11 protein-coding genes are annotated in these 12255 nt (G+C 64.3%); 3 read left to right on the top strand and 8 right to left on the bottom strand.

All coding sequences use genetic code 11. The features are described 5' to 3' along the window. The first annotated feature begins 1 nt into the window (after nt 1). A complete protein-coding gene (locus tag Q0C12_RS04615; protein ID WP_290886815.1) occupies nt 2-940 on the top strand; it encodes a sugar kinase in 939 nt (312 codons plus the stop codon). Nucleotides 941-1264: 324 nt separating this feature from the next. On the opposite strand, the gene Q0C12_RS04610 is transcribed toward Q0C12_RS04615, so the two are convergent. The 8 genes from Q0C12_RS04610 to Q0C12_RS04575 form a co-directional block, all read right to left on the bottom strand. After that, nucleotides 1265-2650 carry a thiamine biosynthesis protein ThiF gene (locus tag Q0C12_RS04610; protein WP_290886812.1) on the bottom strand — a complete coding sequence of 462 codons (1386 nt, stop codon included), beginning with the start codon at nt 2648-2650 and terminating at the stop codon, nt 1265-1267. Further along, on the bottom strand, nt 2643-3131 hold the full coding sequence (locus Q0C12_RS04605; RefSeq protein WP_290886809.1) for a Mov34/MPN/PAD-1 family protein: 489 nt from the start codon (nt 3129-3131) through the stop codon (nt 2643-2645). The genes Q0C12_RS04610 and Q0C12_RS04605 overlap by 8 nt, the downstream gene beginning before the upstream one ends. Next, complete coding sequence (locus Q0C12_RS04600; protein ID WP_290886806.1) at nt 3115-3570, bottom strand: hypothetical protein; 456 nt, start codon at nt 3568-3570, stop codon at nt 3115-3117. The genes Q0C12_RS04605 and Q0C12_RS04600 overlap by 17 nt, the downstream gene beginning before the upstream one ends. A gap of 2 nt (nt 3571-3572) precedes the next feature. Then, entirely contained in the window at nt 3573-4100 is a 528-nt protein-coding gene (locus Q0C12_RS04595; protein ID WP_290886803.1) for a hypothetical protein, read from the bottom strand. 92 nt (nt 4101-4192) lie between these two features. Next, nucleotides 4193-7555 carry an ATP-dependent DNA helicase gene (locus tag Q0C12_RS04590; protein WP_290886801.1) on the bottom strand — a complete coding sequence of 1121 codons (3363 nt, stop codon included), beginning with the start codon at nt 7553-7555 and terminating at the stop codon, nt 4193-4195. Nucleotides 7556-7561: 6 nt separating this feature from the next. Beyond that, entirely contained in the window at nt 7562-8218 is a 657-nt protein-coding gene (locus tag Q0C12_RS04585) for a hypothetical protein (protein ID WP_290886799.1), read from the bottom strand. A gap of 8 nt (nt 8219-8226) precedes the next feature. After that, nucleotides 8227-9018, bottom strand: a complete 792-nt coding sequence (locus Q0C12_RS04580) for a hypothetical protein (protein ID WP_290886796.1) — start codon at nt 9016-9018, stop codon at nt 8227-8229. A 694-nt stretch (nt 9019-9712) separates the two neighbouring features. Continuing rightward, nucleotides 9713-10492: a hypothetical protein gene (locus tag Q0C12_RS04575; protein ID WP_290886794.1), complete on the bottom strand. Its 780-nt coding sequence runs from the start codon at nt 10490-10492 to the stop codon at nt 9713-9715. Between the two features lie 491 nt (nt 10493-10983). Here Q0C12_RS04575 and Q0C12_RS04570 point away from each other — a divergent pair, with 491 nt between their 5' ends. Beyond that, nucleotides 10984-11574, top strand: coding sequence for a hypothetical protein (locus tag Q0C12_RS04570; protein WP_290886790.1), 591 nt, complete (start codon nt 10984-10986; stop codon nt 11572-11574). A 121-nt stretch (nt 11575-11695) separates the two neighbouring features. Further along, nucleotides 11696-12217 carry a TlpA disulfide reductase family protein gene (locus Q0C12_RS04565; RefSeq protein ID WP_290886788.1) on the top strand — a complete coding sequence of 174 codons (522 nt, stop codon included), beginning with the start codon at nt 11696-11698 and terminating at the stop codon, nt 12215-12217. The last annotated feature ends 38 nt before the right edge of the window (nt 12218-12255 follow it).

The raw sequence follows: 12255 nt of genomic DNA, 5'->3' as shown, positions 1-12255 counted from the left end.
CATGGCCGACGCCGACCGCAAGATCATCCTGGTGACGCGGCGCACGCGGCTGCAGGAAATGGTGGACCGCTACAACACGATCGAACAGGCGAAGTTCCAGGCCGAACACCTGGGCATGGACTTCGGCGATTTTCTGGCCGAGGACGAGGTGTACCGCGCCGCCGTGCGGGCCACCGAGGCGGTGCTGGAAGGGCAGGGCCGGCTGCAGCGGCTCGACCGCGGTTTCCTGCCCAATTTCCTGTTCCCGCCGGCCGCCACCGTGGTCGTGCTGGGGCAGGACGGGCTGGTGGCCAACACGCTCAAGTACCTGCGCCACGGCCAGCCGGTGCTGGCCATCAACCCGGACCCCGCGCGCTGGGACGGCGTGCTGCTGCCCTTCGCCGTGCCCGACCTGCCCGCCGTGCTGCGCGACGTCTGGGCCGGGCGCCGCAAGGTGCGCGAAGTGACCATGGCCCTGGCCACGCTCACCGACGGCCAGACGCTGCTGGCGGTGAACGACTTCTTCGTGGGCACGCGGGGCCATGTCTCGGCCCGCTACGAAATCGCCCACGGCGACCGGCACGAGCGGCAGTCGTCCAGCGGCGTGATCGTGTCCACCGGGCTGGGCTCGACGGGCTGGCTGCGCAGCGTGCTGACCGGCGCCAGCGGCGTGTCCGGCGGGCGGCTGGCGCCCGGCGTGGAATCGCTGCGGCTCAAGGGGTTGCCCTGGGACGCCCGCCGGCTGGTGTACAGCGTGCGCGAGCCCTTCCCCGGGCGCTGGAGCCAGGCCGGGATGGTGTTCGGGCAGGTCGAGGGCGGGGCCTGCCTGCGAATCCGGTCGCTGATGCCCGAGGGCGGCGTGATCTTCAGCGACGGCATCGAGGCCGACGGCCTGGAGTTCCGGTCGGGGCTGGAGGCGCGCATCGAGGTGGCGCCCCAGCGTGGCCATGTGTTGACCTGATGACCTACGTCCGCTCCAGTCGGACGTGGACCTGGCGCTAGGGCAGCTTCCGACCCGAAGCGGACATTCACGGGCGATCCGGCGGGTGAGCCTTGATCATCGAGCATGTTGCATCGCTCCCGACGACAACCAGCAGGACTTTGCGCTGCTCATTCCGACAAAGTGCAACTCCTCGCTGCGAGCCAAATCGATCGTATCCAGACCCCAGAGGATGACGACCGGCGACTCAAGTCCTTTGAAGCGCTGAATCGTGTCGACTAGGACGGTGTTGCTACGTCAAATCGCCTCTGGAGTGTACGGCGATTCTTTGCACGTGGGTGCGCTCTACGCGGACTCAAACGCCGGCATGACCAGCCCGGGATTAATCACCGACCACGGTTCGCCCGGGAGCACTAGGCGATTGTCCGGATGCGCCAGGTGCCATGCCGTGTATTCCACGCGTGCGCCTCCGTGGCACAGCCGGAGCAGTTCACCGACGGCCAGCGCGCCCGCCGCCGCGCCCGTAAAAGGCGTGGCGATGCTGCGCCCAGCCAGTCGCAGTACGCCGCATCGATCCTTGCGGCTGGCGTCCATGCTCTCGTAGGCCTTCTTCCTGGCGGTGGCTTGCGCGGGATCGATGCTGGGCGCTGTCGATTCGCGCCAACATTCGTCGGCTGGGCGCGAAGCAGGAAAGGTGTGCAGGGTGATGCCGAGGTAATCGCTTGGCCCACGCCCCAAGCCGGCGTCGATGATGCGAGAGAAGCCGACGTTTTCCACCAGACGTCGAGCGGCCGGATTGTCGACACCGATCAGCGCCACGGCCGGCTCCTCGCCGCTCACGGTGACGTTGGCGGCGAAGGCGCGCTCGATCAGCGCGGTGCGAAAGCCGCGATGTTCGGCCCAGGCGGCCGCCAGGCGGGTCTTGCGGCGTCCGACATCGCGTTCGCGCGTGAGCAGCGACGTGCTGCGGTTGGCGGTGGACACGAAGTCAAAGTCCTGGAGTACCAGCTCGAGCTCGTCGTCGCCGTACGGCAGCAATCCGAAATTCCACAGATAGGCCTGCCCCAAATTGCCCAGTCCCACCAGCCATGCCGATTGCGGCAGCGACGTCAGGCGCGGTCCGCGAGACGCGTTCGTCCACGGCGACCACGGCTCCCATAGCGACCACCCGATGGTGCGGTGGCAAGCCAGCGGTTGCGTGCCGCGGTAGTGCTGGAAGATTTCCGCGACCGCCATCGCGCCGGCGAGGATGGCGGCTGGTGCGCAGTTGCCCTGCTCAGCCAGCCGCTCGCCCGCCAGCGGCAGCACGGCCGCCGTCCAGCCATCGAAGGTCGCGCGGATGCCCCACCCCGCCGGCACCTCCTCCCCACCGAGGGCGATGCAAGGCACCTGCGGATCGATGCGGGTGGCGCGGGATGCACCGAAGGATTCGAGCGCGGCGATCAACTGCGTAGGCGCTGGCGTATCGGGGTGCCCACGCCAGCGCGCCCGCAGCGGCTGGTCGGGACCGATGATCGTCACTCCGCCCAGCAGGCATGGCATGGCCGTGGCCACGGCGGTGAGCAGCGCCACCTGGCCCATCTCGCCCAAGTCCGCACCGAACACCAGCTGCACACGATAGCGCGAGAAAATCTCCAACGCTTCGGCTTCGCTGGCGGCCTCCCCGGTGTCGAGGGCGAGTTTGAGCACGCGGCTCATGCGCTCGGCCATGTGTTCCATCGACTCAGTCATGTTTATTCTCCAAGACGAGGAAGCGGTGTCCGCCGCCGTACAGGGTCTGCCACTGGTGGTCGCCTTCGTAGATGTAGATCCCCAGCGCCTCGCGCTCGAGCGGCGGGCGCGCGAAGTTGGGTACGATTAAGGCGATGTGACCGCGCGTAGCGATCAGCGGGTTCTTGCGATCGATCTCGCTTTGCCGCGCCCCGTAAGGATGAGTGTGCACGTCCGCCACCACCTGCAGGCCGCGTTCGCGCACGATCGCCCACAGGGATCGGAACGCTGCCGCGGGTAGTTCCACCACTCCGCGCGCATGCACCTCAGGGTGCAGGTCGTCGAAATACAGCACCTGCATGACCTGGCGTCCTTGTTCGGTGATGTGGCCGAGCAAGAACGCCCCGGATTCGTGGCGCTCGCCGCCTGTGCGCGCGTGCAGCTGCTCGATCAGCTGCTTCCACAGCGGCGCCGGGATTCGCAGTTCAGTGGGCGCAGGCATAGTCGGGCGATCCCAGAAGGTCGGACACCACGCGCACGTAGCGATGGATGCCGGCGGCCGGATCCCACAGCATCGACGGATGCTGGTGGCGCCAGGCCTCGTGGCCCTGGATCGCGACGCGATCGCAGGGGATGTAGAGCGCGTGCGCGTTCCAGTTGGGGTTGAAGGCGGCCGTTACGCGCGCATCCCCGCGCGGCCAGCGCACCGGTGCCAGCGGCGCGTTGGTTTCGATATCCCACGGCTCGGCGGTGGGCGCCTGGCGCGGGTAGTTGGTGAGTTCGAAACGCAGCAGCAGTCGATTGCCGTTCCCGGCGCGCACCCAGATGAAGGCGTGCGGCCACTGCACCGACTGCACTTCCCAACGGCCCGTGAGCGAGCCGTTGAGGAAGGCCCCGGACTCCACGTCGGCCTCGAAGGCCTGCTGGTCCAAGGAAGCCATGCTCAACCCTCCACGCGCTTGAAGGGCACCAGGTCGAAGGCCACCGCGCACAGCATGCCCGAGGTCAGCGTGCCGATCTGGGTGTCGGCATCCGGGCGCTCGTCGCCGCCGACCAGCTCGAGCACGTGCTCGGCCGCATCGCGCGGCGACATGTCGAAGGCGTTGTGCGTGGCCCACTGGTGGACGTGGCTCACGCGTGTCACCGGCGGGAACTCGCGCAACTTCGTCACGCCGTTGAAGGTGACGCTCACGCTTACTCGCTGGCAACGTCCTTCGTGCAGGCGGATGACCTCGCCCTGGCCCTTTTCCTGGCCCTTGTCGCCCTCCTTGCCTACCGCCAGCGTCTGGATTGGGACGTGCAAGTCGATCGGCCCGTCGCGGCCTTCGGCGAACACCAGGTAGCCTTCCTCGCCCATGTGGGGCGCGCCGAGCGCCTTCAGGGCCTCACCCACCGACTGCTGGCCCTTGAAGTCACCGACCAGCACCTTCGCAGCACCTTCGCACTGCAACACGATCTTGAACTTTTTCACGCTACACCTCGTTGTATTTCGTCGTTGGACAATTCCAACGCCGTTACACAACTAGTCGAGTGCTTCGTGAAAAAACCGGAAACCGTGTTGTGCTACTCCACCTCGGGAACAGCCGGGCACAAGAAGAAGAAAGGACAACGCGGACATTGGTCGACGTTGGTGGTCACCGGAAACTTGCCCGTGGCGATGTTCTGGGCGATCTCGCGGACTTTGGCGACCCGGTTCTCCAGCGCCTTGTCCTTAATCTCCACGTCGACGACGTCTTCGGAGCTGAGGAAATGGACCTGCAGTCGCGCCCTTGGCCCGTAAACGTGCCGACCTGCCATCAGGCGCAAGGCATCGGTGAGATCGGGGTCGACCTTCTTCGGCCGTCGTCCGGTTTTGTAGCGACGCACCACGCCTCCGTCGCTGGATTCCGCGTGGTCTAGGCGGACCTTGACCTTGATCCCGCCCACTGGGAGCTCGATATCGTGTGCGGCCGCCCCGGGTGCGCGCAGATGCGCCTCCGCGACGGTGAGCATGCGGACGGCGAAGTCTTTGTAGACGGGCGCGAAGGCATGCTCGCTCAACTTGTGTTCGGCCCAAACCGCTTCGAGCCGCGGCCAGTATTCGTCTAAGGGCACAGCCCGTTCGGCGCGCCCGGCGATCGCCCACGACAGCACGGCGGACACCGCGCGGTGGAAGCGCACGTAGCCATCATCATCTCCACCGGCGCGAAGCCCCAAACTGCGAGCGTAGGCGTATTTGCGCGGACAGCGCTCGTACTGGTCCAGGTCCTTGGCATCATGAATGTCCGGGGCGAGCTTGAGTTCCGGAAGCAATGGCAGCTCATCGCCCACCAACGCCCGATCGAGCGCGGTGGCCCGCGATTGCGTCAAGTGCCCTGCGACGGTGTCGAGGAAGCTGGTGGCCTTGATATTTCGACCTGAAAGCGTTTCCGAATGCGACAAGACCAAGTGGTCGCGTGCGCGCGACAAGCCCACATAGAACAGGCTCTCTTCCTCAAACTGATCGTCCACGTCCTCCGCGCGCAACATCCCGTCGGGCGGTGGACAATTCCGATAGCGATTCTTGGGCTGTGGAAAATGGGTCGCCGCCAGATACGGCAAGTAGACGACTGGAAATTCCAATCCCTTGCTGGCGTGCACCGTCATCAATCGCACCGCCTCAATGGAAGCGGCCGCGGCGGGAAGCTCGCGCAGCGCCTTCTCTTCCCCGAACTGTTCCAGTCGCCGGATCCAGCGCAGCAAGTTCTTCTTGGGATTGCCCCCACGCGCGTCGAAGTGTTCGGCGGCAAACTGCATCAACTGGAAGATCGCCAGGCGTCGCTGGTCGCCCAGTGCGCCTTGGACCGCCAGGATTTCGTCGATCAGCGCGCGGCGCTCGAACAGAACATGATTGAGCGTTTGGGCCACGGTGCTGTTGAACGACAAACCGGCCAGGTCGTCACGCAGGCGCTCGAGGGTTGCTCGAGCGGTCGAGGGACAGTCGGCCAATACCGCCGGATCGGACAGTGCTTCCAGGGGCGATCGCTCGGCGCCGCGTGCCAAATCCAGGAAGGCGCGCACCTGCGCCAAAGGCAGGCGGTAGGTCTGCGTCAGCGCCAAGCGCAATAGCGCGCCGCGACTGGGTTCGGCCGCGAAGGAGACGACGGCCAGGAGGTTTCGAACCTCGTCGCGTTCGAAGATGTCGCCCAAGTACATGGAAGGGACACCCAGCGCTTGCAAGCGCAGCGCCACGCGCTCGGCATGCGTGTGCGTGCGCACGACGATGGCTTGGTCGCGGTAGGCAATGCCGTGGGCGCGATGGGCTTCGATGGCCTGCGCGATTGCTGCCACTTCCGCGTCGAGGTTGGGAGCGATGATCAGGCTTGGCCGATGACCCTCGCCGCGCACCGCCTTCAGGTGCGGTGCCGCGTTCCAGACCGGGTCGTACAGGCTGCGCGCGAAATCCGTGTAGGTGTCGACGATGCGCTGACCGGACCGGTAATTGAACTTCAACTCCAATATTGAAGCCCCGGGGAAATCCTGCGAAAACAGCCGCATGTTGGCGGGCGAAGCGCCCCGAAACCGATAGATGGCCTGCCGCACATCGCCCACCACCCATAGCTTCTGGCCGTCGCCGGCGATCAGCTTGAGCAAGCGCGAACTGGCGCGATTGACGTCCTGGTATTCGTCGACAAGCACATGAGGAAACTGTGCCCGCAGCATGGCCAGCAGATCGCCGTTGTTCTCCAGCAGCTTGATGGCGCCCCAGATGAGGTCGCCGAAATCCGCAGCGCCCAACTGCCGGAGCATGAGCTCGTAACGCGCGTAAACCCGGGCCACCTCCGCGGCCCGCGCAGCCGCCTCCAGCAATGCCGGGTCGGTTCCCGCGGACTGGTGCATATTTTTGGCCAACACGGCGTACTGCTCGGGCGTGCACAGCTCGTCCTTGGCGCGGGAGATCGCGCCCAAGACGTTTTGAATCAACACCAGCGGATCGCTCAAGCGCAGGTAGTAGTTCAGTCCCAGCTCGGGTAGCAGCGACTCCAGGCGTTCGAGGGCATCGGCCGGGTCCACCAGACGCACCGGCTCTTTCAACCCCGCGCGCGTCGCATGTTTGCGCAGCAACTCCAGGCCGAATGCATGGAAGGTGCCGGCCCACAACTCATTGGCTGCGGGGACTGCGCGAGCCACGCGCTCTTTGATCTCGCGCGCAGCCTTGTTCGAAAAGGTCAGCGCCAAGATCGATCGAGGATCGGCTCCATTGGCCAGCAGATGCTCAATGCGCCCGATCAGGGTTCGCGTCTTGCCCGTACCCGGCCCGGCCTCGACTAGCGCGGCACTGCCTTCGTGCTGGGCCGCTGAACGCTGGGAATCGTCCAGGTCCGGCAACGGATTGTCCGGCTTTGCCGGCGGTGGTTCGGGAACCAGCAAAGCGTATTGCAGCTGCTGGTAAACCAGACCTACGGTGATCTTCAGGATCCCCGCGATATCAGTAGCCGACAACTTCTGGTCCACAAACATCCGGCGCGCCAGCATCGTTGGCAACAAAAACTCGCGAGCGAAGACATTGGCGTAGCGTTCGCGCAGCTCCTGGGCGCTATAGCCTTCGACTCGGCCCATGCCCAGCGGGGTCGCTTGTTCAGGCGTGGCAGGATCGATGACCTGGCTCACCAGCACCGGATCGGCCGGGGACTCGATCACCCAGTGCGCGTATTCGTGTGCCTGCACAAAGGACTGGATTTCCGGTTGGAGATCCGCCGATATCAGAACCCGTCGACGCACGCGCTGCAACGCGCCGTGCCCTCCTCCCAACAACGGAAAGTCGGCCGGGACCACCAGCAAGCGAAGCTCGGCGTCGCGCATCGCCGCGGCCAGCAGCGAGGGGGCATCCTCGCTGCAGCTGTGTTTGGTGATGAGGTGTTCGCGCTGCCGCTGTGCTTTGAGGCGGACCGACGTAAAAGCGTCCATGAGCGATCAGGAGTCCATGCTCTCGGCCAGCCACTGCTTTTTCAGCGGCTCTGGCAAGGAAGACTTTTCTACCGCCATTTGAAAGCTCCACCGCTCGATCGTGGGGGTCTTGGTGGCGTACCACGCATATTGAGGGGCCGGATCTTGGAACAACCAGGCCCGAAACGCTTCGACTTGCACGCCCAACACCTTCGAAAAGGTGTCGAGCAAGCGTCGGGGCACGGGCGGGGAAATCATGTGTTCTTCCATCAGCACGAAGATTGAATCGTCAATCTGCAGGGTGTGCGCCCACTCACCCGACACGCCGCGTGCACGCAGCGCCTGCTCGAGGCTTTCAATGTGCAGGCAAACTGCATCGGACACGCACAGCGCTGCCCGGGCCGCTGCCGCCGAGGCATGCGCGGCCGGCAGAGCCGCCGGCAGCTCGTCATCCTCCAGCTCGCGGTCCAGCGTCTGCACGCGGCTCATCACCCGGTTGACGATGGAGTCCTCCAGCTGCGAGTCCATCTCCTCTTCCGGCAGATTGGCCGTCGCCGCCCACAAGGTGGCGAACTCCACCAGGTCGCGCTCGAACTTCGGGTAGCGCTTCACCCATTCGCGCAGCAACTCCTCGGTGGGCCACGCCGCCGCCCCGAATGCATCGAGGACTTCATCGCGGGTCATTTTTCCGTTCATGGGGTATCCCTCTTACCTAGTGCCTTGCTGACGAGCGGGAGCCAGTTGCGGATGGTCCGCTCATCAACATCAAAGTGGGCTGCGATTTCCGCATGGGTCATCTTCAGCACGTGCGACTGGATGTGGGCCTCGCAGGCGTTCTCAGGCACGTCCAGCAGACGCCGTCCGACGTCTTCAAGCTCCTCCTGTCCCGCGGCGCGCTCGGCCGGATCTTCGGCCTGGCTGAGGATGCGTGCGTCCGCTTCCACCGGCGCGCGTTCTCCATCGCCGTTAATCGGCCGGACAGCCTTGCCGTACGCATCGGACAGAGCCGCGACGGCGTTGCGGTACTTCGGTTCCCAGGGGTGATCCGCCGACTTCATCGCATCGAGCGAACGCTTGAGGATGAACGAGTGGAAGAAGCGCTCCCCATAGTCGAGCGCCTTGTTGCCCTCGCTGATGCGAAGGAACAGGTTCTCGAATACCACCTGCGCATGGTCCTTAAGGTCTGCGTCGGAGATGCGATACAGCCGGCGCATCTGACTGCGGATCATCGGCAAGGCGCACTTGGTCAGGCCTTCGAAGGCCAGAAACAACGTGTCCTTGTCCTTACAGGCATGCCCGTTGCGCGCCAGGCATAACAGCGCTTCCGGAGGCAGATCCCGATGCAGGATGGCCTGGCGCAGGCGCTGGTGCAGTTGCGGCCGCGCCAGACCATTCAGCGTGTCGATGACGGTTTGGACTTCCGGGCGCCGGGTCCTTGGCAAGGGCCCGGCCTCAGCATCGGGTGGTTCGAGGTCAGCTTTCATGCGGGTAATTCTCCTCCAGACGTTGCGACCTCTTGCGTGCATCTTTCGGGATAAACCGCTCCCGTTCTCACGCGATCGTGGCCGGCGACGGGCCAGGATCGAGTGCCATGCTGGGTCGTTCTTTAGCTAGTCGACCGGGGGCGGAAAAAACCGGCAACCGGCTTACGGCTGGGGGTCCTGGCGTCGCCAACGGGCGGCCCGTCTCCCTCGTTCCGGCCCTTTGGGCCCGCCAGAAGTCTGACTGCCGGGTTTAGCGACCATTTCCCGCGGACCCTACAGGCCGGTTCCAGCGCGCGTAACGAGGTTCCAACACAACTTCAGCGACCACCCCAAGGTATCCACTGCCAGGTATCCATTGCGCGGGCCGGAATGAATGTGAAACATTTCCGGTGCTGCTGCTGGCGGTCGAGCTTCTTCCTACGAGGGCGATAGTTCCTACGATTTAGTAGACACCCTAAACCATCCGCTCGGGCAATGTCTGCTCCTGGCCGGAAGCGGCAGGCGGCCGCCCTAGGCGATACCAGTCGCCACCGCCAGTGTGGGCTGGCTCAATCAACACCTGAATCGCTGGTCAGCTCATTCCGGCGCAAAGTTCAAACTCGACCGGCGCCCGCATTGGTCTGTGCTATGACAGAAAGCCCGTCAGTTTCGGTGGGAACTATTATCGATTCCGCCATCGCACGGGCTACTGGACCTACTTCGTTCCACCGCCGTCAAAGGTCAACATCAACTGAGCTGACGCTCCTTCGCCTTCTGCGGGAGCTTCATCTATGTAGAAGTAGTCGACATTCACGGTTGCTGTTTCGCTGAGGCTCAGAACCAAAAATTCACCAGGAATCTCTACCCAGCCATCGCCGAGGTAATGACCCCTTGGTATTTTTGACTCTGGCCCACTAAAAGCTCGACGCGCCGCATAGCTTAAAGTGACCCTGACTAACCGACCGGATCCATCAACGAAGAAATCCGCGACAATGCCGGTAAACAGGTAGCACACGCCATCAATCTGCCCGTCAACCGTTAGAACGACGAAATCTACGTTGTCGTCCGCGGGCCGCAGAAGCTGATGCCAGCCTGGGCGTGCAACGGGAAACAGTCTGGCGACAGTCCGCCCCAGCAGCCATGAGCAGATGGTGACTGTGGAGAAGTAGATTGCGACTGCGAGGGGGTGGTCCCCAAGGGCGTTCGAGCCGGCTTGGCCATTTCCAACTGGCACATTGCCGGCAAGCAGCGGAAGAGCTTTAGTCGGATCTGGCTCCCCCAGTCCGAATATAGCCGCAGCAATTGCGGCAAACGGCAAAGCCAATGTATGTGCGAGAAGGGCAGCTACAACCGATAACACCAAGCCAACGCTGACGTGCTGATCGAGAAAGGTGGAGGGCGCTGAAGGGCTTGAGATTCGCCCGAGTCCGATGATGAAAGCGAACCCAGGCAGCAGCACCACGATCGCCGCGAGGGCGGACAGCCCGAGCCCCACGCTTTAGCGTTTCCGTTCGGTAACTACCGTGTACCCATTGACCACAATCTTCTGGTCCTGCGCGCCAAGCTTATTGGCGAGTAGGATTTTGGCGAAGAGATCTCGCGAAGACCCCTTGTCCGTAAGGAGATTGCGCGCCCGCTCCGAGTACTTTGCTTTTGCTGAGATCGTTTTCATTTGTGCCTCTCCCCATGGGCAGCCTACTCAATGCAACGCAACTCAGCGTGAATGGAGGTCGCAAGCAGGCACCAGCATCATGCAGGGTCTCGCACCCGGCTGAAATGACCAAAAATGGAACAATGGAGACGGAAGTGCTGACTTGTTGAGCCTCATGGAACGATGGGCGTGACCAAGGGCCCATCCTGACCGATGTCAACCTTCGGTTTTATCAGGGAAAACCTATTCTTTTATTCGGACGCGAGCCTGGCCCAAGCCGCGGGGCGTGCGGTTCAAATACACTTTTCCGGAAGTGACCTGAGGCAAGCCATCCCATGAGCGTCGACAGCGCCTTGATCGTCCGCAAGACCACCCTGCCCACGGCGCAACAGTTGACCGCCGACATTGCCGAGACCGGCGTCACGGTGACCTTCCCCGCGGATTTTTCGCTGGACCGTAACATCGGGGGCTGGCTGCCCGTGACCGTCGACGGTCAGCCGAGCGGGTTCAACTATGCCGTCCAGTCAATGGCTGAACTCGATCCGGCAGAACTGCCCGAGGGTGCCGCCGAGGCCGGAGACACGCTGCTGGCCTTCGGCGGGCAAGGCACCTTGTCCGCCCAAACGGTCACGCTGATCCATGAGGTCATGGGGCGGCGCTACCGGGCCTGGCTCCTGATTGAGGATGAACTGCTCCCGCCGGACGACAGCTGGGGGCCTGGGGCGCCGCTGGACGAGCTCCACGTCGACCGGCGTGGCTCGCCCGCGAAACTGGCCGGGGAGGTGGACGCCTTTGTCGCCCGGCACTATCCGCCCCTGCCGTCCGCCCGCCACGCCGCTGCGAAAGACTTCCTGATGCAGTTGGTCGTGCCCGTCCTGATATTCGTCGCCCTCGGCGGCTTCTACCTCTGGTCCCAGCTCAAGTAACGCCCGCCCCACCGGCACGAGAATTTGTCTGCCTGCGCGACCGGACCCGGGGCGCGGCCAATCGGCTAGAGTTCCAGCGACTTCGGGCCCTTGCGTCCCGCCACCCCCAGGACCACGCCCCATGCCCCACCGCCGCGCCGCGTTCGCCGTTTTCATCGCGATCTTCCTGTTCGCCCTTCCGGCCGCCGCGGCCGAAAAGCTGGTGGGCGGCGACGTGCCGCCGGATTTCGTGGGCGTGGACGCCGAGGGCAGGGAAGTGCGCATCAGCGATTCCCGCGGCAAGGTGGTAGCGCTGGTGTTCTGGGCCTCCTGGTGCGGCCGGTGCCGCGCCGAGCTGCCGCTGCTGGAGAAGCTGCAGGTGGGCATGGGCCGGGAGCACCTGCACGTGATCGGGGTGAACTTCAAGGAAAGCACCCGCGACTACCGCCGCCTGCGCCGCGCCCTGAAGTACACGATGACCCTGACCCACGACCCGGACGGCGTGATCGGCGAGGCCTACAACGTCAACGGCATCCCGCACCTGGTGCTGATCGACCGCGCCGGCAAGATCGCCTACATCAACGTGGGCTTCAACGACGAAACCACCCCCCCGAAGCTGGTGCAGCAGTTCAACGAGCTGCTGAACGAGAAGCCGCCGGGCTGATCCCGGCTGTTTGCACCTGAAATTTCCGAGGCGTATCC

This window comes from Arenimonas sp. (assembly GCF_022842045.1).
Taxonomy (GTDB): domain Bacteria; phylum Pseudomonadota; class Gammaproteobacteria; order Xanthomonadales; family Xanthomonadaceae; genus Arenimonas.
Note: the sequence above shows the minus strand (reverse complement) of the source record. Positions and strands in the feature narration are given on the sequence as shown.

Excerpts from the sequence above, each read along its gene's own strand:
- Q0C12_RS04590 (WP_290886801.1), bottom strand. The coding sequence starts at position 7,555 with ATGGACGCTTTTACGTCGGTCCGCCTCAAAGCACAGCGGCAGCGCGAA.
- Q0C12_RS04600 (WP_290886806.1), bottom strand. The coding sequence starts at position 3,570 with ATGGCTTCCTTGGACCAGCAGGCCTTCGAGGCCGACGTGGAGTCCGGG.
- Q0C12_RS04605 (WP_290886809.1), bottom strand. The coding sequence starts at position 3,131 with ATGCCTGCGCCCACTGAACTGCGAATCCCGGCGCCGCTGTGGAAGCAG.
- Q0C12_RS04580 (WP_290886796.1), bottom strand. The coding sequence starts at position 9,018 with ATGAAAGCTGACCTCGAACCACCCGATGCTGAGGCCGGGCCCTTGCCA.
- Q0C12_RS04610 (WP_290886812.1), bottom strand. The coding sequence starts at position 2,650 with ATGACTGAGTCGATGGAACACATGGCCGAGCGCATGAGCCGCGTGCTC.
- Q0C12_RS04585 (WP_290886799.1), bottom strand. The coding sequence starts at position 8,218 with ATGACCCGCGATGAAGTCCTCGATGCATTCGGGGCGGCGGCGTGGCCC.
- Q0C12_RS04570 (WP_290886790.1), top strand. The coding sequence starts at position 10,984 with ATGAGCGTCGACAGCGCCTTGATCGTCCGCAAGACCACCCTGCCCACG.
- Q0C12_RS04565 (WP_290886788.1), top strand. The coding sequence starts at position 11,696 with ATGCCCCACCGCCGCGCCGCGTTCGCCGTTTTCATCGCGATCTTCCTG.
- Q0C12_RS04615 (WP_290886815.1), top strand. The coding sequence starts at position 2 with ATGGCCGACGCCGACCGCAAGATCATCCTGGTGACGCGGCGCACGCGG.